Raw genomic sequence first — 24,539 nt, forward strand, 5'->3', positions numbered from 1 at the left:
TCAGTGGTTACGATGAGCCAGAAACACTCCCTTATCAAATCGCCCTATTTGGACCCATTAGCGCTGACGTCAGACAAATCAAACCAACCAGATGAGCCGAACTCTCTCTTAGCTTAGGCCGCCCTTGGTTCCAAAAACTCTGACGACGCACAGGTCAGAGTAATTCCGGCGGAACTGCTTAAGCGGTTCACCCTTGGGGCAGATGTATTGGTTGTTTTGCGCATCCCATTCGAAGTCTGCACGGGACCATGTTCCGTCGGTGCGCCCCGCTTTATCGATCACTGGGATATGTGGCGCGATGTTGCGATCAACCAACCAGCCTAGCATTGGCCCTGAACCGTAGGCTGTATCTGCGATCAACCATTCTGGGTCGAGATCGAACCTGTCTTTGACCCGATCCAGCATGGTCTTCGTTGAACCGACCTCGGCTTGCCGTATTGAACGGGTGCCTTCAACATCAACGATGACACCATGATCGGTATCGATGAGATAGTTGTCAGAATATGCAAAGAATGCTGGGCCTTTGCGGGCCGCTGTCCACTGGCTCGCCGGATCAGAGAAGGATGTGAACTTTGGCTGGACCTCGCTTGCAGCACCAAACGCCTCCTCATCCAGGGTGTCGAGATACTCGCGAACAGCACGTGGGGCCGCATCCATATCGATGCGCTTCGTATCCCATTCTTCCTTTGGTGCCGAGAACTGCCGGTTTGCATCCGCTTCGATCAGGCTGGCATCAATCGCCATCCTCTGGCCGCTGACAAGGCCTTCCGCGATGCATCGCGCTACAGTGGTCTAAAATAAATGGCGCAGCAGTTCGCTCTCGCGGAAGCGCCCGTGCCTGTTCTTGGAAAACGTGGAATGGTTGGGGATGGGATCAGACAGATCAAGGCGGCAAAACCCGCGATACGCCAAGTTCAAATGGACCTCTTCACAGAGCCGCCGCTCCGAACGGATACCAAAGCAATACCCCACCAGGAGCATGCGGATCAGCAGCTCAGGATCAATCGAAGGACGGCCTGTATGGCTATAAAAGTCGGCGAGGTATGTCCGGATGTTACCAAGATCGACAGACCGATCAATTGACCGCAGTAGATGATCTTGGGGCACGTGGTCCTCTAGTGAGAACTCATAAAACAGTGCTGCCTGCGCTTCCTGTCTCGGTCCCAACATCGCCAAATCCCCCAATCAATAAGGGAATTGAATCAGCCATTGACCCTTCGATCAAGCAAGAGTTTTTCAACAAAATCAGCCCCATGCAGACGTGAGCCTTTTCGATGGCGACCTCAGTCCATTCAAGCAGACGGCAGAAAGCGGTCCTTCGCTTCGGTTAGTGCAGATGTGTGTTTTAGTCTAATCCGCTGACCTTCGCCCATAAAGTGACGAAGCGCGAGACTTTGCGGGCGCAAATTCAAGTGGATTTCAACGCGCGATAGTCTTTCATTCTCCACTCTGTCTGCCCTCGGCCTGCATCAATCGAGCAATTCGCAAGACACAACTCGGCTGGCAGCAAACCTCGAACAACGGCAGATGCCAACTCGCGTGATGACTGAGGTCCTTTCAATTTTATTTTTTGTCATAATTGACAATTTATCAAGCCCTGTTATTTGTCAATTATGACAACTATGGAGACACCATGCCGCGCCCCAGCTTAAAGGATCAGAGATCCGACGAAATTTTGGATGCCTACCTCACCTGTGTTGCGCGGTTTGGGCTTGAAGGTGCGACGCAAGAACGGATCGCGGCGGAGGCTGGCGTAAAGCGTCCGCTCCTGCGTCACTACTTGGGCAATCGCGGGCAAATGATAACAGCGCTCTGCGACCATGTGGTGCTTGTTTTTGACAGGATGACAGATGGTGCTGACGCTGTACTGAAAGAGGCACAATCATACGAAGAGGTGATCGGCCTGCTTTTTGCAGAAGACATTGATCACGATCCCCGACTGTTGGTGGCATGGCAGGCCCTGGCCGTCTCTGTTGGCGACCAGCCAGACCAACGAGATGCGCTGCTCAACAGTCTTGAGCGTTTTTTGCAGGCGCTCACACGGACATTTCAACGTCTGTCGCCGAACCGCTCAATGGAAAAGACGCGCGCAGTCGCGCAGGGCGTCATGGCAATCCTTGTGAACTTGGATTCCCTTTCGATTTTGTCACCACCACAGGCATGGCGAAACGAGTTGCGTGATGGCGCTGCCATCCTGCTCGCGTCATTGGAGGGGGAAGGATGAGCCGTCAGCGTATCCTAAACCACATTGCCTTCCCCGTGCTCGTCATTGCGGCTGCGTTCAGCCTTTATTGGGTGTGGGGGCTATTGTTTCTCTGGTGGCTGGCGCCTGCCATTCGCAGCGGCCACGCACATTTTGTGTTTGATGTGAACCGCGTCGAAGACCCGGTTCTGTTCTGGGCGGTTGTCACCCTGTGGGCGCTGTTTGGCGCGATGATGGTGGCCGCAAGCCTGTTCCCCCAATACGCCGCTTGGCTGGTCTGAGGAGACTGAAATGACCCGCATGTATCACAACCTTCCCTTGGACGCGTATACCTCACAAGACTGGTTTGACCGCGAACAGCGCCTGATTTTTTCGCGCACGTGGCGTTACGCCGGTCTGGTTGAGGATGTGCCCGAACCCGGCCACTATGTTTCGGTTCAGGCCGGGCTGAACAACATTTTCATCGTGATGGGCCGCGATTTTCGCCTTCGTGCGTTCCACAATATTTGCCGCCATCGCGGCACTCAACTGATCCGCGCGGTAGGCAAAACGCAAAAGGCGCTGACCTGTCCGTATCACGATTGGACCTATGACCTGGAGGGCAATTTGGTCTCTGTACCGGACGAGGCGCGAGAGTATCCAAACGGGATCGACAAAAGCTGTCTTGGTCTCAAACCTGCGGCCGTCGATGTGTGGCGCGGGATGCTGTTTGTCCACCCCGATCCCAATCCGCCGTCGCTTGCCGCCTATCTGGGCGAAGTGGACCCGCTCTTGGGCCCACACAAGCCGGAAGAACTCGTGGAGTATGAAGACGCGCGCCAGACCTACGAAATCAAGGCCAACTGGAAAATCGTGGTCGAGAACTACATCGATGTGTACCACCTCAGCCACCTGCATTCCAACACGCTGCATATGTATGACCACGCCAAAGCTGAATACGGCTGGAAGGGACCGCATTATCACTTTTGGGAGCCGCCGTCAGAGGCCTATGGCAAGGATTTGGAAGCAAATCTGCCAACACCGCGGGTCATTCCCGAGCAGCATCGCGGCGCATGGGTGCCGATGTTGTTTCCGGGACTTGGGTTGGGGGCAAGCGAAGACAGCTGGAACCTGTTTGTCATCACCCCGCTTGCACCTGATCTGACACGGATCGAAAACCGCACGAAGCTCGCAAATGCCACTAGCTGGGAATACAGCAAACAATCCTGGAGCAGCGCCGGATTCTGGAAGAGTTTTGGTGGCCCAAAATACAGCGGCGATGATGTCGCCAGCGAAGACGATCCGATGGCGTCAGGCGACTTCACCGCCGAAGACATCTACGCCTGTGAGCAGCAACAGAAGTCTCTGGCCAGCCCGTATCTGGAAATCGGCCCGGCCAGTACCGGGGAAAGCCCGATCACAAACCACCAGAAAGCCATCCTTGAGTTCATGGCCCAACAGGAAACCGCTGCGAAATGAAAGCCGCACTGAGACGCCGCGCAGGATTGTTGCGCGACAAATCCCTGACGCTTGGAGGATTGTTTTCAGTATTCTGGCCGCAAATCTCCGTGACCTGGGCGATGACCCTTGTCGAGGTTGCCTTGTTCGCAATCATCCCATTGTTGATTGGCTTTGCCATTGATGGGCTAATGCAGGACAGCTACGTCGCGTTTTTCCAGCTTGGCGTGGTGTTTCTCCTGTTGATTGTCGTGGCCACCGTGCGGCGGGTCTATGACACCCGCGCTTACGGAATTATGCGGGTTGAATTGGGCAAAACACTGGTTGCACGGTCTGCCGCCTTGCCTGTCTCGCGCGTAAACGCGCGGCTGTCGATGGGGCGCGAGCTGGTGGACTTTCTGGAAAAGGAGGCCCCGGAAAGTGTCACTGCGATAATTCGCGCCACCGCCGCCATCATCATTCTGGCTGGGTTCCATCCCAGACTTGTGTTGGCGGCATTGGCCGCGCTGGTTGTAACGGCTCTGCTCTACGGCGCCGTCCACCGTCGGTTCTTTCATCTCAATCGCGCTCTCAACGAGCAATCGGAAAAGCAGGTCGGGGTGCTGGAAGGGCGCTCGCTGCCGCGGCTTGGCGCGCATCTTCTGGCGCTGCGAAAATCTGAAGTGCGCATATCTGACACAGAGGGCGTCGTTTATGGCCTGATCTTTGTGGCGCTGCTGGGGTTGCAGATGTTTAACCTTTGGTTTGCCACACAGGGGCTAAACGCCAGCGCAGGGCAGGTCTTTTCGATCGTGACTTACAGCTGGGATTTTGTCGAAAGCGCACTTGTTTTGCCTGTCACACTGCAATCGTTCTCTCGTCTCTCAGAAATCACTGGACGCATCAACCAAACGGAGGTCCACTCATGAACCGTATCACCGCAACAGCGATTGGAATGGTGCTTGCGGCAGGATTGGCTGTTGCAGCGCCGTCAAACAGCGCCACTGACCTTGTGGCGCGCTACTACGCCGCCACAACGGAGGCGGATCAGGTGGCCAATTGGCGCGATTGGCATCCCGAAGCATCGCATCATATCGACGTTTTCACAGGTCTCCCCGGTCAGGACTTCTCTTTCAGTTACGCGCTGAGCGACTGGGAAAACTTGCCCGACTGGCAGTCCAGTCCGGAGCTGCAAACTGCGCTGGAAGGATACGCGGAAACGGACCGTTCCGCGCGGGAGCAGACCGTCGCGCTGGACGGCGCGACAACCGTGGTCACTTCGACGGCCAAGGTTGCATACACATGGGATGGCTATAGCGGTACGATGAAAGAAACCGATCGGTTCGAAATCATCCCGTTTCTCGGCCGCAATCTCATTCGCAAAGTGACGACCACTTACGACTTTCGATGAGGCCAAAAATGCTTCTGTTCCTCCTTTCAAACCTCATTTTTCTTGCCGCCTTTGCATGGCTCATTCTGGGTGGAGCGGGATTGGGTCCGTGGGCTGTTTGGCTCATGGCATGGTTTGCGATCGACTATGCCGTCATCTGGCTGACAGGCTATGAACCGCCGGCGTGGATGTGGACCACAATTCTTGCGGGCCTTGGCGTTCTCTGGGCGGTGTTGTCCGCTCCCAACATTGGAGTCTGACATGGACACCCAGTTTTATTCTCTTTCCGTGCAGGGCGTTGAGCCCGTCATTTCCGGACGTGCAACCAGCGTCACTTTCGCGGTGCCTGAATACCTCAGACAGACGTTCCGCTGGGTTGCCGGTCAACATCTGACCTTGCGATTGAACGTCAACGGAAAAGAGCACCGGCGGTGCTACACCATCTCCAACCCGCCGGATGGCGACTTACGGATCACGGTTAAACGTGTCCAAAATGGCGTGGTTTCCAACTTTGTTGCCGATCAACTCACCGTCGGTACCCTGATCGAAGTCATGCCGCCCTTTGGCACCTTCAAATTAACCCCCGATCCCTTGGCACGGCGCACCCACTATTTCTTTGGAGCGGGCAGTGGCATCACGCCATTGTACGCCATGATTTGCGATGTGTTGACCAAGGAGCCGTACTCAGTTGCCCATTTGGTTTTGGGCAACCCAAAGGAAAAAGAGATTATCTTTCACGACACGTTGGAAGAATTGCAAACGGCGTATCTGGAGCGGATCACGGTCCGCCATGTACTGTCGTCACAATCCATGTGGAGTGGGTTCTCCCCTTGGCGCAAGGGACGCGTGGATGCCGACGCTGTACAGGCGGCGATTACTGAAATGCCGCCTGTGGCGCAGGACACGCAATACTGGATCTGCGGCCCCGGCAGTATGAACGAAGACGTCGCCCGTGCTCTTGCCAACCTTGATGTCCCCCAAAACCGCATTCACATGGAGAGCTTTGGCGGGCAAACGCAAACCAATAGGGGCATCGCAGGCAAGGCGGCAGCCGCTCTAGTGACCCTGAACGGGACAACAACAGAAGTGCAAATCGCGCCGGATCAAACTGTGTTGGATGCGATGCTGGCGGCAGGTCTGTCCCCGGCGTTCAGTTGCCAATCAGGAGTCTGCGGCGCGTGTCGCGCCAAGTTGACATCAGGCGACATCCACATGAGGGCGCACATGGCTTTAGACGAAAAAGAAATCAAGTCCGGTGACATTTTGTGCTGCCAATCGGTCGCGACAAGCAATCGTTTGGAGGTCCATTTCCCGGACGGAACCTGACATAGCGCCAGCGATCACAAGAACAGGTTTCGGTTGCACACGAGACTTTGCAAAGATTGCTATCTGCGCATTGCTGTCGTTGGTGGACCATTAAAATTCAGTATTGTGTGACCAAGTACCGAGCCTCGCCCGATCTGGCTGGACAACTTCAACATCCTTACGTCAGAATGTCAGTTGGAAAATCTCAGGTTAGTTGGTGAGTGCAGAAGTGGAACTACTTGTCGTCCTGATTATTCTGCTGTTTATTCTCGTCTGGTTACCACGCCAGATTGGGGTAGGGTTAGCTCAATCCAAATCCGGGCGAACTATATTGCTCCTTTTGGGTGGGCTTACAGTCATTGGAGTCGTCATCCTTATGGCGATCCGCGACCTCTCGTAGAGACCGCCAACAGCCATTCCTCAAAGGTACAAACCCGATGTCTTGTTTGGGAAAACTCTCCTGATCCGCGTTGCCCGACCACCCTCTCCTGACTTAATCGAAAACCACCAAGGCTTTGCAAAAGCCGCTTCCTGCGCATAGCTGCCACTCAAAGCGAAAACGGAGCACTTCCGCTTCCGGCCCTTTGCGGTCATTGACGACAAAGCCTCCTGGACAGCATGAAGCACACCCAGGCTCGCGTGGGCATCCCCGTCTCAGGTTTTCTAGAAAAGATTTGGTGCACCAAACCTTGGGCCTGAGCACCAAGGAGCGGCGATCAGCCGTTGACCGCCGCCCCTCAATTATCGCTTACTCAGCGGGCGAGGTCAGCCCCGCTTCATTACGACGTTTGTTGTCATTGTAGAGAGCCTTGGTCAGGGACAGGCACATTAGGCCCATTACCATGGTAAAGGGTAGCGCCCCGATGATCATCGCGCTTTTTAGCGCTTCCATCGGATCAGCTTCACCATTGGTCTTTCCGGCAACCAGAAGCGTGCCCATCACCAGCGTCAGGATCACGCCCCAGACGATGCGGTGTTTGACGCCGGCCTGGGTTTCACCGCCGGACATAATGGTGTTCATCACCAGGATGCCTGAGTCCGCAGAGGTCACAAGGAAGGTCAGGATCAGAACCACACACATCACAGTGATCAGCGTCAGGAAACCACCGGAAATGATTTGTTCCAGAGTCACAAAGAGCTTGGAAGACTGGGAGGCTGCGATGATTGCACCGTCTGCCACGCCGGAAATTTCCAGATCAATTGCGGTTGCGCCCAGAATGGTCATCCACGCAAAACACACAGCAGTTGGAGCAAAGACACAGCCGAAGATGAATTCACGGATGGTACGGCCCTTGGAAATGCGCGCAAGGAACAGACCCACGAAAGGTGAGAACGCAATCCACCATGCCCAGTAGAAAGTTGTCCAGCCAGCCTGCCAACCAAACTGACGGCCTGCGTTACCTGCATCATAAACAGCTGCGAGGGTTGCGTCGTCGAGCTCCGCTGCTGCCCCCTCGAGGCCGGATTTGAAGCCGTCAAAGCTGCCCCAGGCATTGGTGGCGCCGCCGATCAGATCATCAGCAAGTGGTTTGGCTGCTTCTGGCAATGCTGCTGCAAAGGCTGCCGGATCCTGCGGCGTCCAGGCGCCAAAGCTGATCTGCACGAAATGCAGGATGTAATCCACCAGTGCGGATGCATAGGTTGTCATAGCGAAGATGAAAGAGCCGAAGACCACGAAGGTCAATAGCAGGATGACGGAAAGAACCAAGTTCAGATTGGACAAGATCTTAACGCCTTTATCCACACCGGTCACCGCAGAGATGATGGACAGACCCATGATCACAAGCAGACCAGCGATCAGTCCAACAGTACCCGGTACAGGGGCTTCACCGCCCATATCCATGATCCATTCCATGCCGGTGACTGCATAGACACCATCGATGAACTGGCTGACGCCAAAACCGATGGTCACAGACACACCCAGGATAGTTGCAACGATGCCCAGAACGTCCACAACATGGCCCAAGAAACCGTTGATGTATTTACCAAACAGCGGTGTCAGAGCGGAGCGGATGGTCAGAGGCAGGCCGCGCGTATAAGCGTAGTAAGCCAGAGACAGACCTGTCACCACATAGATCGCCCAGGCGTGAATGCCGTAGTGCGCAAAGGTGTAGCGGTAGCCAGACTGTACAGCCTCAGGCGTGTTGCCGACAACATCACCGGCCACAACAACAGGGTTTGATCCCCAGAGACCCAGAGGTTCAGCCGTGGCGAAAACCATCAGCCCCACCCCCAAACCGGCACCAAACATCATGGAGAACCAAGAGAAGTTGGAAAACTCCGGTTGCTCACCTTCCCGGCCCATGCGGATCTTACCGGTTTGTGGTAGTGCTGCCAGAACAAACAGGAAGAAGGCAAAGAAGCCTGTGATGATGATGTAAAACGCGTTGAATTCACCCAGGATTCTCCAGTTCAGACTGCCCAGAACGCCATTGGCATTCGCCGGCCAGACCAGCGCCCAGATCACAAGCAAGGCCATTACAGTCTTACTGAACAGCGCAATCGGGATGCTATACCCCTCGTAAAATCCTGAATCGGACGTTTTAATGTCCAGATCCGTAAACGGTGCTTTGGTTGACATGATGTCTCCTCCCTGTTCGCACTATTCCCCTTGGCCAGTTGGCCCGGACCAGGGACAACGCCCCTGACCCTCGTCATTCCCCTCAGAACATCAGCCGAAGATGGCGTTGATCCGATCGAGGGTGGCCACATTGACGGCTACCCCTTCTGTCTGTGCACGCGCACGTTTTGCTTTGCGCCCGTCCCCCGGCAGGCGCGCGTTTTCCTGATCCCGGATGGAAGCCGCCAGAGCAGCAATGCGAGCGCCGAAATCATTTCCAGAGGTCGCGCCCGGGTCGATCGCCAAGAAGAACTGTCCGGTTTTGGGCGGGCCACCTGCGGTGCCGGAGAAGGGCGATGCCTCTGTTCCCAGGGTCGCGCCGGTCATGGCGGCGGCCATCATTTCAGTCATCAATGCGATACCGACACCTTTGTAGCCGCCCGATGGCGCCATGGAGCCTTTCAGGCCGACTTCGGGATCGGTTGTCGGGTTGCCCTGCGCATCGAGCGCCCAGCCTTCCGGAATGGTTTTGCCTTCGCGGGCGTGTTTCATCACTTCTGATTTCGCGATGGTGCTGGCGCTCTGGTCAATCAAGACCTCTGCCTGGCCATCCGCACCAGGGGCCGCGATGGAAAACGGGTTGGTCCCTACCACAGGTTTCGCCCCACCAGACGGCGCAATAGAGGCCGGCGCATTGGTGAACCCGATGCCCATCAGGCCGGCTTCTGCTAGGCGTGCGGTGTGGATGCCAAGCACGCCACAGTTATAACTGTTGCGGATCGCGAGCGCGGCCACGCCTTGTTCACGCGCCAGAGGGATCAGCTTTTCAAAACCTGCATCAATCGCGGAATGGGCAAAACCTGTCGCCGCATCGGCGCAAATCACGCCCGGGCGCGGCTGGCTGAGAACCGCCTGGGCCTGACCATCAACCTTGCCGCATTGCACATGCTCCGCATAGATCGGGATATAGGCGAGACCATGGCTGGCAACACCGTCCGCCTCTGTTGACGCCGTTGCCGCCGCCAGAGGGCGTGCGTTTGCCTCTGATGTGCCTGCGGCAACAAGGGCGCGGAAAGCGATGTCTTCTATTTCGCCAAGTGTCAGGTTTCTGGTTTCGGTCATATCATTCGTCCTGATTAATCATTGTCAGATAGCCCGGCACCCGCCCCGGCTAGACGCGAGGCTTCGGTCGCGGGGGCATAGGTTTTATGGGCGTAGGTGTTGAGGGTGCCCCAGGCTTCCGGCGCAGGTTTGGCGCGACTGACTTGGGAAAGGATGTTGCCGGTCAAATCACCGATACGGATCACGACATCAACAGAGGTTGCCTGCAGGAGGGCATCATTTGACAGGGCAAGCAGGTTGCCATCTGTAGAAGCAGATCCCGCATCACATTCCAGCACCAGAACGCAGTTCAGCTGTGCTGCCGCTGAAGCCATGAAAGGCAGCAGAAGGGCCGGGAAAGAAAGCCGCTGCATGGTAATGGATGCATCTTTCAGCTTTAGAGCTCCATCAGACAAGGCAGCGCCGGCCAGCAAGGCGCAGAGTTGCGCGGCATCGACAGCGCACCAGGTCCCCGATGTCTCTGCCGGGCGCAGATCCTGTTCCGCTTTCCCCTGATTGTGATCCAGCAGGGCAGATAGAACCCCTGCCCCATCAATCCCGTTCCGGCACAGCCAGCGGGTTGCTTTCGCTGCTTCTTCTGCCGTACCCCAGCTCATACCAGCACCACGCACAGCGCGTTTGGCGAGGGCTTCGACTTCGTTCAGTGCATAGCTCATGAATTCCCCTCCGCATCCGGGTAGACCCAGAGATCAGCGTTTTCAGGGGTCAGCTCTTCCGGGTATGGCGCGTTGCCAAACATACAGATCCGCAACCAGCGGTCAGAGCGTGGGTCAAAATGCGTCGCACCAAAAGTCGCAAGCTTATAGCGCAGCATGTCGATTGGCATCATGTCCGCACAGATCGTATTGTCCTGAATTTCGCTGTAAGGCGCGCAGGCGTTGATCTGTACGCGGCGAATGCTGTGGCGGTGTTCCGGGTGGTTCAGTAGGAATTCAGACACCGGGGCATCATCATCCCAGGTTTTCAGATCCGCAAAGGCAAGGGCCACGTCCCTTCCCGGGGAGAGCGGTTGTTCGTATTCTGCAATCGGCTCTTCAAACCGTTCACCCAGGCGTGGTTCCAGCTTTTCTTCTGAAACATACCAGGCACGGGCGCAGTTTTCCTGTGCGGACCAGTCGGTTTCAAGCGCCTGGGCGTAACCTGCGCGCATAAGATTACGCGTGGATTTGACAGACATGGTTCCCAAAATGCGGAAGGCATCCGGACGGTGATCCGACATGGCGGGCGAAAGATCGTCCACCAGTTCACCGTAGGGTTCCAGAATCAGCGATGCGATCAGTTCCTGTCCTTCTTCAGACAGGGCCGCGCTCGTCCAGTTCAGCAGGCGGTCCCAGGGGCTGTTAGCCGTCAGATCATCGCCTCCGAGGAAGGCTTCGACCTTTTCAAGGTCAGCCTTCAACGCGACCAGTTTTTTGATCTGTACCGGGTGCTCTGAGCGCCAAGTCTCAACCAGCACCTGCGCACGGGCGAAGAGACTGCGGAACAGATTTGCCTCTGCCTCTTGCGCGGTGTTCAGGCTGCGTACGCGCGCAATGGCTTCTTCCCGGGCGGCGACCCAGTTGTTCAGCAGAACCGGATGATTGATAAGAAACGGCGCCATGCCAAGACCGGTTGAGTTTCCGATCCCAAGACCATGCGCGATGTCCAAGGCAAGTTCTGCCGCCTGAGCACCACCACGGGCGCGCGCCATGTGATTGATCATGTCGCGCACAAACGCCCGGGTCAGAAAAACCGACAGCATTTCCGCCTGGAAGGGCGCGTCAAATTCTGGGCGATCCGCGATGGTTTCATGATCCGCAGCACCCAGTTTCCCGGAGCCATAAACCGCCGTTGTACGCATAAGATACCCAACCGAAACAACCTTATCGACATCCGGCTGATCACCTTTTGCAAGCGCATCCACCATATGTTCCCAAAGGCGCACAGAGCGGTTGGCTCGGGACACAGAAAGGGATTTTTCATTGACCCGCCCAGCTTCCTGATAGGGAACATTATGCGACAGCCGTTCGATATCGTCGGCCGTCGGCACTCCGTCAAACAGGGTAAAGGTCGCATCCCACGCCGTGGCAATCACACGATCAGACCGCTCTTCCGGCGGCAGATCATGCGCAAATGCCACAAGGGAATAAGTGCGCGACGGGCCTGTCGCGGTATAGACCGCATGACCAACGCCCTTTGCGTCCACATCAAAGACAGGCCGTGCAAAACTCCAATTTTCATTCGCCAGACGGCGTGTCAGCACCCGCATAAAGCTGAGACGGCACTGATGCATGGAACCAAGGCGGCTCAGACGCATCACCAGGGCCGGATCACGCCGCGGAATGGAGTTTTGTACGGATGCCCCCATGTTTTACCCTCGTGGTTTAAAGTTTTCAGCGTAGAAATTGTACCAGTTGCGCCCCATAATCCCGGCAACTTCCTCTTCTGACAGTCCCGTCGCGCGCAGGCCTTTTTCGATGTTGCCGAAGTCACGGTTGTCCCGGAACCACTGCGGCATATCCGGGAAACCCGGCGAGCTGGCGGACCCTTCGCCGTAGTCGATTTCCTTGGTCCAGCGCCCGACGCGCATCCATTCCACGATGCTGTCCGGCTGGTCCTGACAAAGATCGGTACCGATCCCCAGATGCTCTGCCCCGAATTTCTCAGCGGTGCGCGCGATCATCTCGCAGAAGCTTTCGAGCGTGCAGGCCCCCTTGTCTTTCAGGTGGTGCGGATAGACAGAAAAGCCCAACATGCCTCCGTTTTCAGTAACCGCGCGGATGACATCATCCTTTTTATTGCGCAGGGCCGGTGCCCAGGAATGCGGATTGGCATGGGTGATTGCGATCGGGCGCTCAGACAGGTCCGCCGCCTCAATGGTGGAACGGTCGCCGGAATGGCTCATATCGACCACAAGACCCACGCGGTTCATCTCTTTGATGACCTGTTTACCCATGCGGGTGACGCCCATGTCCTCATCTTCATAACAGCCGGTCGCAAGCAGGGACTGGTTATTATAGGTCAGCTGCATGAAACGAGCGCCAAGCGTGTGGACGATTTCCACAAGTCCGATGTCGTCTTCAATCGGGCTTGGGTTCTGGAAGCCAAAGAACACAGCGGTGCGCCCGGTTGCACGAGCCACATCAATGTCCGACGCCCACTGACCTTTCATGATCAGTTCCGGGTATTGTTCAAACCAGCGGTTCCATTTTTCAAAGTTCAGAACCGTTTCACGGAAGTTTTCGTGATAGGCGATGGTAACGTGAATCGCGTCCACGCCCCCTTCGCGCAACTGGCGGAAAATCTTTTTCGACCAGTTGGCATATTGCAAGCTATCTATCAGCATCGTGCGACGCATCAGAATGGCGAACCGCTGGAGATATAAGCGGTCTTCACAGTCGTGTAGAATTCAGCCGCTGCCTTGCCCTGTTCACGTGGCCCGTACGAACTGTCCCCGCGGCCACCGAATGGCACGTGGTAATCGGTGCCTGCGGTTGGCAGGTTCACCATGACACAACCGGTTTGCGCATTGCGGCGGAAGTGGTTTGCACGAGCCAGAGATTGCGTCACGATACCAGAAGTCAGGCCGAAGTTTGTATCATTCACAACGGACAGGGCTTCTTCATACCCGTCGACTTTGATCACCGCCGCAAGAGGTGCGAACATTTCTTCACGGTTGATGCGCATGTCATTGCTTGTGCCGACAAAAACACCCGGGTTCATGTAATAGCCCTGGTGTGGCATCTCGAGACGCTGACCGCCGCAAAGCAGCTCCGCACCCTCGGATTTGCCCAGATCAACATAGGCCAAGTTTTCGTTCAATTGCTGTTCGGTCACAACCGGGCCGATCTGTGTCCCTGCCTCGAGCGCGTGGCCCACTTTCATAGCCTGCGCACCTGCCACTAGTTTTTCAACAAAAGCATCATGCACAGACGCGTGGACCACGAGCCGGGAGGAAGCCGTACATTTCTGACCAGTGCCGCCAAAAGCACCGCCCAGTGCCAGGGTCACTGCCAGGTCAAGATCCGCATCATCCATAACCGCCAGCGCGTTTTTGGACCCCATTTCCATCTGAACTTTGGTGAGGTTCTGGATCGCAGCACCGGCAATGCCTTTGCCCACTGGCACGGAACCTGTGAAGGAAATAGCATCAACCTTCGGGCTTTCGACCAGACGTTGGCCAATTTCACGGCCTGCGCCCATCACGAGGCTGAACAGACCTTTCGGGATGTCCTGACGTTCAATAATTTCAGTCAGGGCAACTGCAGAAGCCGGGGTTGCGTTCGCAGGCTTCCAGATCACCGCGTTGCCATAGCAAAGCGCCGGCGCGATTTTCCAGGATGCGGTTGCAGTCGGGAAGTTCCAGGGGCTGATGATAGCAACAGTACCAACCGCTTCGCGGCGCACGTCAACTTCGATACCTTCGCGCACAGAGTCCGCGTTCTCACCAATCTGACGCAGAGTTTCAGCGGCGTAATATGTGAAGAACTGACCGGCGCGATACACTTCGCCCTTGCCTTCTGCCAGAGGCTTGCCTTCTTCACGGGACAACAGCGTACCCAGCTCTTCCGCGCGAGCCATCATTTCGTTGCCGATGGACATCAGTACATTGTACTTGCGTTCAATCCCGTAAGCGGCCCATTCCGCCTGCGCGATTTTTGCCTGATCCAAGGTTGCTTCCAGTTGATCGGAGGACGCCTGCGCAAACATGCCGATCAGGTCAGAAAGATCAGATGGGTTGCGGTTTTCGATCTCACCGCTGCCTGCTGTCCAGGTGCCAGCGATGAGGTTCAGTTTTGTTTCGGTCATCCGGGGTCTCCGCTTAAGTCTGCGTGCAATTGCGAGATCATCATGGACAATTTTGATAATTTCAGTCAAATTCAAACAAATGAACTCAATTTCAATAAAACTGAAACATGGCTGTAAAAATCGAAATGCTGCGCTGCTTTGCAGCGGTGGCGCGGAGCGGAAAACTGTCAGAGGCGGCGCATCAGTTGGGGCGCACGCCATCGGCTGTTTCCATGATGCTGAAGCAGTTGGAAGATCACCTTGGGGAACCCCTGTTTAAAACGGATCGCAAGAACCGGCTGACCGCCCTTGGCAGTTTCGTTCTCGAACAGGCTGAACGTGAGCTATACCAGTTTGATAGCACAGTTCATGCGATTGAGAGCTTTGCCAACGCCCGCCACGGGCGCGTGCGAGTGGCGGCGGTACCTTCTGTTGCATCGACCGTCATGCCACGAGCAATTGCCCGTTTTATAAACGATTTTCCAGGTGTTCAGATCGAATTACGCGATATGGACTCGGCCACAATTCTGCATGAATTATCCCGTGGCCGGCTTGATATCGGTATCGCTTCAGCCGGGCTCAGCGGGGGCGTATTGCATCGCCAAAATCTGCTATCTGACAGGTTTGGCCTGATCTGCCCCTCCGAGCATCCCCTGGTGAAATCCGGGCAAACACTCACCTGGGAAGCGATAAGCCGGCACCGCTTTATTGCCAATGAGCTGTCCCGACTGATCACTGCCGAAGCGTTCCGAGACATCCACTCTGAAGCGCTTCTGAGTGTGCATAACATCACTTCCCTGCTGGCGATGGTGCGGGCGGATCTTGGGGTGACAGTATTGCCGGAAATGACCCTTCGCATGGCAGAAAGCAGTGATCTGGCGTTCCTGCCCTTGCCTGATTCCCCACCGGATCGGCAGATTCACCTGCTGCGCAAATTGGATCTCCCCAGCTCCCCCGCCGCGCGGGAGTTTGAAAAACAGATATTTGCCACCGTTGCAGAGATCCAGCCAGAGAACCAGCCATGACACAAACGGTAACGCTTGGTTTCGTGATTTTCCCTGGCTTCCCCATGGCCTGTCTGACTTCCGCGATAGAGCCCCTGCGCGCGGCAAATGAAATCGCCGGCACTAGAGCTTTCCGCTGGCGCGTGCTTAGCGAAACCGGGGAGGCTGTGACGTCTTCTGCGGGAGTGGTCTTCGCACCGGACGGTATTCTGTCCGATCAGACAGAACTCGATCATGTCTTCCTGACCTCAAGCCCCGACGGGGCGTTTGCCAATGTCACGAAAGCAACCGCCTTCCTGCAAAGGCGTCTGCGCGTGGGCAAATCACTTGGCGCGTTCAGCGGGGGCATCTTTCCCCTGGCCCGCACAGGCCTGATGGATGGGCATCCAATCTCGGTACACTGGTGTTATGACGCAGCTTTCGCCGCGGAATTTCCGAAGGTCACACCCGTGAAAACCGTGATCTGTGAAGGGGAACAGCGTCTGACCGCAGCCGGAGCCGCAGCGGTGTTTGATCTGATGCTTAGCCTGATTGAAAAATCCCTGGGCCCAGAGATCATGACGGAGGTCGCCTGCTGGTTTCAGCATCCGTTTGTGCGCACGGGCGAGGTTTCGCAGAAGACGCCATCCCTGACGACAGCCACCACGACCGATACGATGCCAAAGCAGGTCAGCAAGGCCATTCAGATGTTTGCGGAACATATTGAGGACCCGGTGCAAATCAAGGATGTGGCCGCTGCCGTGAACATGTCGACGCGCAGCCTTGAGCGCAGTTTTCGCCGCGCCACCGGGGAAAGCCCCCTGAAATACTACCGCCTGCTGCGGCTGAAACAGGCGCGGCAACTGGTGCTTTATTCCAGTGATACGCTGACGGAGATTGCCTTTTCTGTGGGCTATTCTTCCACGTCGCCAATGCTCAACCACTATAAAGAGGTTTACGGCGTGACGCCGCAAGAAGACCGGAAAAACCGCAACAGTTTTCGCGTGACCGACGGCAGTTGCCTGCCATCGGTGTGAAAGGTCAGCAGACGGATTGCGCGGCCTGCAGCAGGGCATGATGCAGGGAAGCCGCAGAAGAACGCGGGCCAAAGACAGCGAAGCCATCCTTCTGACGCCAGAGGAAACAGCCGAGATGGTGGATCTGGGTGCGGGTCACGGCACGCTCTGCCAAATTGGCGCTGTCCGCATTACACAGGCGCTCCAGAACGCTGTTCATAGTGGCACCCTCAAGATCAAAACGACACCAGCCATCAGTTTGCTCCACAACAGAAGCACTATCCCCCATCGCTTGTTTCACCTGGCGCGCTAGGTATTCATTCCCGCTATAAGGCATATCAATCATCCAGCTTTCCGGTCCAATCCAGAAGACTGAACGAATGTTACCCATGGCTGAGTCACCGATATCCGGCAAATCAATACCCAAAAGGCCGCGGGCTTTGTCACGGATAGCATCAGCCTGGTCATTACGCGCAGTGAGAGAGACAAGCGCCCGCTCTGTGACCTCAGTGATCGTGAGACCTGTAAAGCGATCAACGCGGGCTTCATCCGCGCCAAGCGGGGTTATGGACTTAAGTTTAAGCACGCAGACGCTCTCCTTCTGGATCTACAAAATGGGCGCTGACAACCTCGGCCCGGACTTCCTGGCCTTCCAGCGGGTTTATCACCCGCAGAACATCGCCCATGCGATCCCCCCCGCCTTTAAGGAAGGCCAACGCGATGGAACAGCCAAGGATCGGGGAATAGGCGGCAGAGGTCACATAGCCCAGATCAGTTTTCGCACTGACAGAACCGTCGGCATTCATCAGATGCGCACCGGCCGGAATCACTTCTTTGCTATCCACCGGCCGCAGACCAACAAGGCGCAGGGCATCCGTCGCGTTCAAACCTTCACGTTCGCTCAGCACATTGCCGATACAGTCTTTCTTCTTGCTGACCATCCGGCCAAGACCCAGGTTCAGCGCGGTGGTCGTGCCGTTCAACTCGTTGCCTGCCGCATGTCCTTTTTCAATGCGCATGACACCCAGAGCTTCGGTTCCGTATGGGACGGCGTCAAATTCCTCTCCGGCCTCCATCAGCGCACGGATCATCGCATCGCCGTAACGGGTCGGCACCGCAACTTCATACGCCAGTTCACCTGAGAAAGAGATACGGAAGAGCCGCGCCCGCACCCCGCCACAAACCGTGATTTCACCACATGCCATGAAAGGAAAAGCATCATTTGAAAGGTCAAATTCCGGGTCCACGAGCTTCTGAAGCAATTTACGGGATTTGGGACCAGCCACCGCATATTGCGCCCAGGCTTCTGTCGTTGAAATTAGCTGTACATCCAGATCCGGCCAGAGACACTGACGCGCGAACTCCATATTGCGATAGACCAGTACCGCGTTTGCGGTGGTGGTTGTGACGACAAAGTGATCTTCAGCCAGACGGGCTGCTGTGCCATCATCATAGGCTATGCCATCTTCACGCAGCATCAGACCATAACGCACCTTACCCACAGGCAGTTTCGCAAAGCCATTGGCGTAGATTTTGTTCAGAAACTCCGCCGCATCTGCGCCCTGAACATCGATCTTCCCAAGGGTGGTCACATCACAGATGCCAACCGATTTGCGGGTCTGCAGAACCTCGCGATCAACAGACTGACGCCAGTGTGTTTCGCCCGGTTGCGGGAACCATTGCGCACGCAGCCAGTTGCCGACCTCAACAAATTCAGCGCCCTGTTCCACGGCCCATTTATGGCTGGGTGTTTCGCGGGTCGGATGGAAATTCTTGCCGATAGACCGCCCAGCAAGTGCACCCATCGCAACCGGTGTATAGGGGGGACGGAAGATTGTTGTACCGGTTTCCGGGATGGATTTCCCAGTCAGCTCTGCCATTACCGCAAGCCCGCCCATATTGGAGGTCTTGCCCTGATCGGTTGCCATACCAAGCGTCGTGTAGCGTTTCAGATGTTCGACAGAGCGGAAGTTTTCCTGATGCGCTAGTTTGATGTCTTTAACGGTCACATCATTCTGCGGGTCAATCCAGGCCCGGCCTTTGCCTTCCTTCACGTACCAGAAGGGCGTCAGGGAGTTGGGCGCATCTTCTGCCTCAGGCAGATCCGGGGCTGCGGCACTGACGCCAAGACCTGTCAGGGCACTTACCGCCGCTTCCGCCCCGGTTTGCAGAGCCTGTGCGGTCGAGAGATGCCCATTTGCCGCCCCGGCCACTGTGAGACCGGCAGGCATTTCCCCACCGGGAACAAAAGCAGCAATAGCATCGTTCCACACGGGCCTGCCACGCTGGTGACAGGTTAGATGCACATTCGGGTTCCAGCCGCCGGAGACCCCAAGCGCACCACAGGTCAGATCACGTATCTCACCATTCGCCAGACGGATCTGCACGGATTTCAGCCCCAGAAGCCCTTTGCTGTTTACAACGCGCGCACCTGCGAAAACTTCAATCCCGGCTAGAGATGGCGCATCCGGGCGCACGTCAATCACGCCGGTGACGTCAACACCTTCGGCAATCAGATCCGCCGCCGTTCGATGCCCGTCATCATTGTTTGTAAAGACAGCAACCTGCTGATGCGGGGTCACGGCCCAGCGGTTGACATAGGCCCGCACAGCACCCGCCATCATCACCCCCGGCCGGTCATTGTTTTCAAAGGCGATCGGACGCTCAGTCGCGCCAGCCGCCAGAACAGCCCGCTTTGAATAGATCCGCCAGAGGATCTGACGCGGCTTGCCACTTTCCGGCGCAAGCATGTGATCTGACACACGTTCTACCGCGCCGTAAATGCCGTGATCAAAAGCACCGACCACGGTGGTGCGGGTCAGGATGCGCACGCTTTCAAGGCTTTCTAGCTCAGCCATGACAGAGCGCGCCCAGTCAGACCCGCTCATGCCGGCCACCGCATAGGTTTCCGTATTCAGCCGCCCGCCGGTGATGAAATCTTCTTCCGCCAAAATGACCCGCGCCCCGGCCCGCCCCGCCGTTAGCGCAGCCATCAGTCCGGCCGGGCCAGAGCCGATCACCAGAAGGTCGCAATGCAGGAACCCTTTGTCATAACTGTCCGGATCATCTTCAAAGGAGATCGAGCCAAGGCCGGCCGCCTTGCGTATCACCGGTTCATAAAGCTTTTCCCAAAAGGCGCGCGGCCACATGAAGGTTTTATAATAGAAGCCAGCAGTCAGAAAATTGCTGAACCGGTCATTTATCCCCATGAAATCAAACTTCAAGGATGGAAAACGGTTCTGGGACCGTGCTTCCAGCCCGTCAAAAAGCTCAGTCACAGTCGCGCGGCTGTTTGGTTCCTGACGTGCGCCCGTACGCAGTTTCATCAATGCATTGGGTTCCTCCGATCCCGCAGTCATCACACCGCGTGGGCGATGATACTTGAACGACCGCCCCATTAGGCGCACATCATTTGCCAGCAGAGCAGAGGCAAGCGTATCCCCATTATGCCCCTGATAGGTTTTCCCATCGAATTGGAAATTCACGCGGGAGCTGCGATCAATCAGCCCCCCGTTCACACGGTTCTTCTGGGTCATTTGCCGCGCCCCTCTCTGCGGGCCACATCCCGGGCCAGTTCTACATTGGTGATCTCATGGGTCAGGGTGTTGCGGGTCACGACCAGCCAGGACCGGTCGCCTACCTCGTGGAACCAGAGCTCCCGGTGTTGCCCTGCCAGGTTGTCGCGCAGGTAAAGATAGTCGTGAAACTGCCCGCTCGCATCTTCACCTTGCCAGTCCGGACGATGGATCAGGGAGGCGTCCCCCAGATAAGTGAATTCCTGCGCGTCGCGTGGGCCAAGAAGCGGATGGTTGATAATCATGTCCGATGCTCCTCAATGCAGGTTGGGCTGTGCGCCCTGGCCTTTTTCATCGATCATGTAACCGCGCCGGAAACGATCGAACCGATAGGCTGTGGCGGTTTCATGTGGCTGACCGGTTTTTAGCAGATGCGCAAAGCACCAGCCCGCCGCCGGAGTTGCCTTGAACCCGCCGTAACACCAGCCGCCGTTGAATGAGAGGCCCTCAATATGGGTGTTGTCGATGATTGGGGAACCATCCATGGACATATCCATGATCCCGCCCCAGGCGCGCAGAAGACGCACCCGCCCAAGCGCCGGGATCAGGGAAACCCCGCCCTCTGCCACATCTTCGATCACCGGAAGATTGCCGCGCTGTGCGTAGGAGTTGTACCCATCGATATCACCGCCGAAGACAAGCCCGCCTTTGTCAGACTGGCTGCAATAGAAATGCCCGGCACCATAGGTGATCACGCCCGGCAACACAGGTTTCAGCCCCTCGGATACGAACGCCTGCAACACATGGCTTTCCATCGGCAGACGCATACCCGCCAGTGCCATAACTCGGCTGGACGATCCGGCAACCGACACCCCGACCTTACCTGCGCCGATAAATCCACGTGTGGTTTCCACGCCCAGGCATTTCCCATCCTCGACCTTAAAGCCCGTGGCTTCGCAGTTCTGAATGATATCCACGCCCCGCTGATCCGCCCCACGGGCGTAGCCCCAGGCCACCGCATCATGGCGCACAGTTCCGCCCCGGCGATGTAGAAGCCCACCCTTGATCGGGAAGCGTGCGTTGTCGAAGTTCAGGAAAGGGTACAGCTTGCGCACCCCTTCCGTATCCAGAAGTTCCGCATCAGATCCGTTAAGGATCATCGCATTGCCCCTCCGACGCGCCGCATCCCGCTGAGCATCCGTGTGCACAAGGTTCAGAATACCACGCTGACTGACCATGGCGTTATAGTTGAAGTCCTGTTCAAGCCTCTCCCAGAGCTTCAGCGAAAATTCATAAAACGGTTCATTGCCATCGAGCAGGTAGTTTGACCGGATGATCGTCGTGTTTCTGCCAACGTTCCCCCCCCCAATCCAGCCTCTTTCCAGCACCGCAATCCGGCTTTCGCCAAATTCCCTGGCCAGATAATAGGCGGTTGCAAGCCCGTGCCCGCCCCCACCAATGATCACAAAGTCATAGTGAGGTTTCGGTTCCGGGTCTCGCCATAGTGGCCCCCAGCCCTTATGCCCGCTCAGGGCCTCTTTGATCACTCTAATGCCGGAATATCGCATTAATCATCCCTTTCAGTCGGGAGAAACCAAACAATAGAGAATGAGAGCGCGCCAGTTTGCGATCGGACAAATGCGCGATCAAATACGACAACAATCTTGGTCACGCTTGGATTGCCGGAGGTAAACGATGATCTTGCGAGGAAAACGGAAGCCCTCCATTCGCGCCTCCGAAGCAAACGATGGCAAAGTCCGCGACTTTCTCCATGAGGCGTCATTTCCGCGACGACTTGCATGAATGAACGGTTTTCTCTCCGCGCCGCAACGTCGAGATTTACGCGGTTGCAGCGAATTTCACGCTGCGTTTGCATGAAGCGAAAGTTGCGAATTCACAGGTTGGGCTCCGAGCCGACTTGCAGTGGTGCCGAATTTTCGCAGGCTTCGGCTCAATCCGAATATCCGTTCTTTCAGAACCGCATCGAACACTACGCACCTGCGGAGAATGACTTCTCACCGCCCTTTTGTCGCCCAAACCTCCGCCGAGGCTATCTGCCCGTTGATGCAGGCGATAGTAGACAAGAATGCCGTCCCAAGGAGCGGCTATCTGTCATTCGATCACTTCATAACCTCCTCACGCTTTCTCTCGCTTATCAGCGAGCCGTTGGGTTTTGTCAGTAGGAACAACCCATCGAAGTCTGCTTCCTTGAACGGTTTGTCCTTGGGTTTGATTGTGCGAATCTTTGCTTCACTCAAAACGGTCATTGGGCGGGGATCTTCCAAAGTGCTGCAGGGCACGTACCCCCAAGCATACCCCCATACGGGGCGGACTAAGTAATACGTGGCAGGACAACATCAAACAAAAAGAACCGCAAAAATCTGCAAATACAGGCTACTATCGGACTTTATTGGACGCAATGGAAAGTAAAAATGGTGCCCCCACACGGACTCGAACCGCGGACCTACTGATTACAAATCAGTTGCTCTACCAGCTGAGCTATAGGGGCACTGGAGCCTCATTTAAGGCAGTCTTTCAGAACCTGCAAGAGGCTTTTTTAGCGATTTGCACGTGCCAGCAATCCAACCGCAACAAGCCCCACCAAAACAATCATAATCGCCCCCGGGCTGGCGTCTGGCAGGTTCTCCAGGCTGGCTTGCTCATGCACCCTTGTGGCCAATGTATCAAAGTTAAATGGGCGCAAAAGCATGGTCGCCGGCAGCTCTTTGACACAATCAACAAACACCAAAAGCAGAGCCGAACCAATCGATGCGCGCACCAATGGCATGTAGACCTCTCGCAACACTTGCCCCTTTGCACGCCCCAAAGACCGGGCAGCCATAGGCAAGCTAGGCGGCACGCGCCCCATGGCGCCGTCGGCCGCGCCTTGGGCAATCGCGAAGAATCGCACGCAATAGGCAAGAATCAGGGCAAAAGATGACCCGGTCAGCAAGAGCCCGGTCGGCGAGCCTGTGATCAGCTCGATCGCATCTGCCAACTTATGGTCCAGGACCGCCAAGGGAATCAGGATCCCCACTGCCAGAACCGCACCTGGCGCCGCATAGCCGATAGTGGTGATAGGCAGCAACAGTCGCGGCAACTTTCTGCCGGACAGGCGCACGCCGTAGACCATAAACACCCCGGCAACCACGGTGACAACAGCAGCAATGCCGCACACCCGCAGCGTGTTCCAAAGCGCCGACAGAAGCGCGGGATCCCGCCACTGGTCCAGGCTGCCAGCTGCGTTATGCGCAATCACCGAAAATGGCATCACAAAGCCAATCAAAAATGGCAACAGACAGGCAATTGTCGCAATCCACGCCCAGACACCTGTTAATTTCACCGGTTCGGCCGGGCGGTTGCGGTTGCTCAAGCTAAAAAACTGCACCTTGCGACGGCTGATTTTCTCCATGGTGACCAACAAGATCACCAACATCAGCACCACGCTGGAAATCTGCGCCGCCCCCCCGGCGTTGTTACTCTCCAGCCAGACACTGAAAATACCGGTGGTGAGCGTTTGCACAGCAAAATAGTCCACAGTGCCAAAATCATTCACCGTTTCCATCATCACAATGGCGGTGCCGGCGGCAATGGCGGGACGTGCCATCGGCAAGCCCACACGCCAGAACCGGGCCAACGGCCCTGCCCCCAAGGAGCGCGCCACCTCTTCACCAGCTCCGGATTGTTCGCGGAAAGCCGCCCGGGCCAGGATGTAAACATAGGGGAACATCGCCGCCGACAGCACCAGGATCGCCGCCCCCATGGAGCGGATTTCCGGGAACCAGTAGTCGCGGCTGGTTTTCCAGCCAAACAAATCCCTCAATCCGGTTTGCACCGGCCCTGCATATTCCAGGAAATCCACCAACGCATAGGCGCCAACATAAGCCGGGATGGCAAGCGGCAGCAGCAGAGCCCATTGAATCCACCGCACGCCAGGAAAACGATAGCGGGTCACCAACCAAGCCGTGGTGGCGCCCATTGAAGCCGCAAAGAAACCCACCGAAGCCATCAACACCAATGTATTGCGCATGTAACGCGGTAAGGTTGTCGACAACAAATGCGGCCAGATATTCTCCACGGGATGAAACGCAATCCAAACCACCGCCAAGATCGGCGCCAATACCAGAGCTGCCACCAAAAGCGCCCCAAAAGACCAAGGATCAAAAGACAGAAGTCTTTTTAACGCCTTGGGCCGGGAAGCCTGTCCGGAGGGCGGTGTTGTCACATGTGATTTCACAGCGGATTCCTTTAACGCGCCCTTG

At 56.3% G+C, this 24,539-nt stretch carries 21 protein-coding genes, 1 tRNA gene and 1 pseudogene; 9 read left to right on the top strand and 14 right to left on the bottom strand.

Going from position 1 to position 24,539, the window contains the following annotated elements; genetic code table 11:
- Positions 1-153: 153 nt before the first annotated feature.
- Positions 154-1,170 (bottom strand): annotated as a pseudogene (locus Q0955_RS20570) (IS1182 family transposase); the annotation flags it as partial.
- A 463-nt stretch (positions 1,171-1,633) separates the two neighbouring features.
- Between Q0955_RS20570 and Q0955_RS20575 the strand changes: the two are divergent.
- Genes Q0955_RS20575 through Q0955_RS20605 form a run of 7 tightly spaced genes read left to right on the top strand, consistent with a single transcriptional unit; the run spans position 1,634 to position 6,335 of the window.
- Positions 1,634-2,224 (top strand): TetR/AcrR family transcriptional regulator, encoded by a 591-nt coding sequence (locus tag Q0955_RS20575; RefSeq protein ID WP_299428705.1) that lies wholly within the window; start codon positions 1,634-1,636, stop codon positions 2,222-2,224.
- Complete coding sequence (locus Q0955_RS20580) at positions 2,221-2,484, top strand: hypothetical protein (RefSeq protein WP_299428708.1); 264 nt, start codon at positions 2,221-2,223, stop codon at positions 2,482-2,484. The genes Q0955_RS20575 and Q0955_RS20580 overlap by 4 nt, the downstream gene beginning before the upstream one ends.
- 10 nt (positions 2,485-2,494) lie before the next feature.
- On the top strand, positions 2,495-3,661 hold the full coding sequence (locus Q0955_RS20585; protein WP_299428711.1) for an aromatic ring-hydroxylating dioxygenase subunit alpha: 1,167 nt from the start codon (positions 2,495-2,497) through the stop codon (positions 3,659-3,661).
- Positions 3,658-4,548: an ABC transporter six-transmembrane domain-containing protein gene (locus Q0955_RS20590; protein ID WP_299428714.1), complete on the top strand. Its 891-nt coding sequence runs from the start codon at positions 3,658-3,660 to the stop codon at positions 4,546-4,548. Before Q0955_RS20585 ends, Q0955_RS20590 begins: the two co-directional genes overlap by 4 nt.
- Positions 4,545-5,030, top strand: a complete 486-nt coding sequence (locus tag Q0955_RS20595; protein WP_299428717.1) for a hypothetical protein — start codon at positions 4,545-4,547, stop codon at positions 5,028-5,030. Before Q0955_RS20590 ends, Q0955_RS20595 begins: the two co-directional genes overlap by 4 nt.
- 8 nt (positions 5,031-5,038) lie before the next feature.
- Positions 5,039-5,269, top strand: coding sequence for a hypothetical protein (locus tag Q0955_RS20600; protein ID WP_299428719.1), 231 nt, complete (start codon positions 5,039-5,041; stop codon positions 5,267-5,269).
- A 1-nt stretch (position 5,270) separates the two neighbouring features.
- A complete protein-coding gene (locus tag Q0955_RS20605; RefSeq protein WP_299428722.1) occupies positions 5,271-6,335 on the top strand; it encodes a ferredoxin--NADP reductase in 1,065 nt (354 codons plus the stop codon).
- A gap of 727 nt (positions 6,336-7,062) precedes the next feature.
- On the opposite strand, the gene Q0955_RS20610 is transcribed toward Q0955_RS20605, so the two are convergent.
- From Q0955_RS20610 to Q0955_RS20635, 6 genes are all read right to left on the bottom strand, one after another.
- A complete protein-coding gene (locus Q0955_RS20610; RefSeq protein WP_299428725.1) occupies positions 7,063-8,895 on the bottom strand; it encodes a BCCT family transporter in 1,833 nt (610 codons plus the stop codon).
- A gap of 90 nt (positions 8,896-8,985) precedes the next feature.
- Positions 8,986-9,996 (bottom strand): Ldh family oxidoreductase, encoded by a 1,011-nt coding sequence (locus tag Q0955_RS20615; RefSeq protein ID WP_299428728.1) that lies wholly within the window; start codon positions 9,994-9,996, stop codon positions 8,986-8,988.
- 14 nt (positions 9,997-10,010) lie between these two features.
- The gene (locus Q0955_RS20620; protein ID WP_299428731.1) at positions 10,011-10,652 is read right to left on the bottom strand and encodes a DUF3726 domain-containing protein; all 642 of its coding nucleotides are present in this window, start codon (positions 10,650-10,652) and stop codon (positions 10,011-10,013) included.
- Complete coding sequence (locus Q0955_RS20625) at positions 10,649-12,343, bottom strand: hypothetical protein (RefSeq protein WP_299428734.1); 1,695 nt, start codon at positions 12,341-12,343, stop codon at positions 10,649-10,651. The genes Q0955_RS20620 and Q0955_RS20625 overlap by 4 nt, the downstream gene beginning before the upstream one ends.
- A 3-nt stretch (positions 12,344-12,346) precedes the next feature.
- The gene (locus Q0955_RS20630; protein WP_299428737.1) at positions 12,347-13,333 is read right to left on the bottom strand and encodes a membrane dipeptidase; all 987 of its coding nucleotides are present in this window, start codon (positions 13,331-13,333) and stop codon (positions 12,347-12,349) included.
- The gene (locus tag Q0955_RS20635; protein ID WP_299428740.1) at positions 13,333-14,784 is read right to left on the bottom strand and encodes an aldehyde dehydrogenase family protein; all 1,452 of its coding nucleotides are present in this window, start codon (positions 14,782-14,784) and stop codon (positions 13,333-13,335) included. The genes Q0955_RS20630 and Q0955_RS20635 overlap by 1 nt, the downstream gene beginning before the upstream one ends.
- A gap of 125 nt (positions 14,785-14,909) precedes the next feature.
- Here Q0955_RS20635 and Q0955_RS20640 point away from each other — a divergent pair, with 125 nt between their 5' ends.
- Both Q0955_RS20640 and Q0955_RS20645 read left to right on the top strand, forming a co-directional pair.
- Positions 14,910-15,788, top strand: a complete 879-nt coding sequence (locus Q0955_RS20640; RefSeq protein ID WP_299428742.1) for a LysR family transcriptional regulator — start codon at positions 14,910-14,912, stop codon at positions 15,786-15,788.
- The gene (locus Q0955_RS20645; protein WP_299428745.1) at positions 15,785-16,783 is read left to right on the top strand and encodes a GlxA family transcriptional regulator; all 999 of its coding nucleotides are present in this window, start codon (positions 15,785-15,787) and stop codon (positions 16,781-16,783) included. Before Q0955_RS20640 ends, Q0955_RS20645 begins: the two co-directional genes overlap by 4 nt.
- A gap of 4 nt (positions 16,784-16,787) precedes the next feature.
- Here Q0955_RS20645 and Q0955_RS20650 read toward each other — a convergent pair whose 3' ends face one another.
- The 7 genes from Q0955_RS20650 to Q0955_RS20680 all read right to left on the bottom strand — a co-directional run bounded on the left by Q0955_RS20650 (position 16,788) and on the right by Q0955_RS20680 (position 24,448).
- Positions 16,788-17,348 (bottom strand): sarcosine oxidase subunit gamma, encoded by a 561-nt coding sequence (locus Q0955_RS20650; RefSeq protein ID WP_299428748.1) that lies wholly within the window; start codon positions 17,346-17,348, stop codon positions 16,788-16,790.
- Positions 17,341-20,298: a sarcosine oxidase subunit alpha family protein gene (locus Q0955_RS20655; RefSeq protein ID WP_299428751.1), complete on the bottom strand. Its 2,958-nt coding sequence runs from the start codon at positions 20,296-20,298 to the stop codon at positions 17,341-17,343. The genes Q0955_RS20650 and Q0955_RS20655 overlap by 8 nt, the downstream gene beginning before the upstream one ends.
- The gene (locus tag Q0955_RS20660) at positions 20,295-20,582 is read right to left on the bottom strand and encodes a sarcosine oxidase subunit delta (protein WP_299428754.1); all 288 of its coding nucleotides are present in this window, start codon (positions 20,580-20,582) and stop codon (positions 20,295-20,297) included. The genes Q0955_RS20655 and Q0955_RS20660 overlap by 4 nt, the downstream gene beginning before the upstream one ends.
- A gap of 12 nt (positions 20,583-20,594) precedes the next feature.
- Positions 20,595-21,845: a sarcosine oxidase subunit beta family protein gene (locus Q0955_RS20665; RefSeq protein ID WP_299428757.1), complete on the bottom strand. Its 1,251-nt coding sequence runs from the start codon at positions 21,843-21,845 to the stop codon at positions 20,595-20,597.
- A gap of 552 nt (positions 21,846-22,397) precedes the next feature.
- Positions 22,398-22,544, bottom strand: coding sequence for a hypothetical protein (locus Q0955_RS20670; protein WP_299428760.1), 147 nt, complete (start codon positions 22,542-22,544; stop codon positions 22,398-22,400).
- Positions 22,545-22,710: 166 nt separating this feature from the next.
- A tRNA-Thr gene (locus Q0955_RS20675) sits at positions 22,711-22,786 on the bottom strand.
- A 48-nt stretch (positions 22,787-22,834) separates the two neighbouring features.
- Positions 22,835-24,448 carry an iron ABC transporter permease gene (locus Q0955_RS20680; RefSeq protein ID WP_299428815.1) on the bottom strand — a complete coding sequence of 538 codons (1,614 nt, stop codon included), beginning with the start codon at positions 24,446-24,448 and terminating at the stop codon, positions 22,835-22,837.
- Positions 24,449-24,539: the final 91 nt, after the last annotated feature.

The sequence above is a fragment of the uncultured Shimia sp. genome (assembly GCF_947493595.1).
Lineage (GTDB): Bacteria > Pseudomonadota > Alphaproteobacteria > Rhodobacterales > Rhodobacteraceae > Shimia.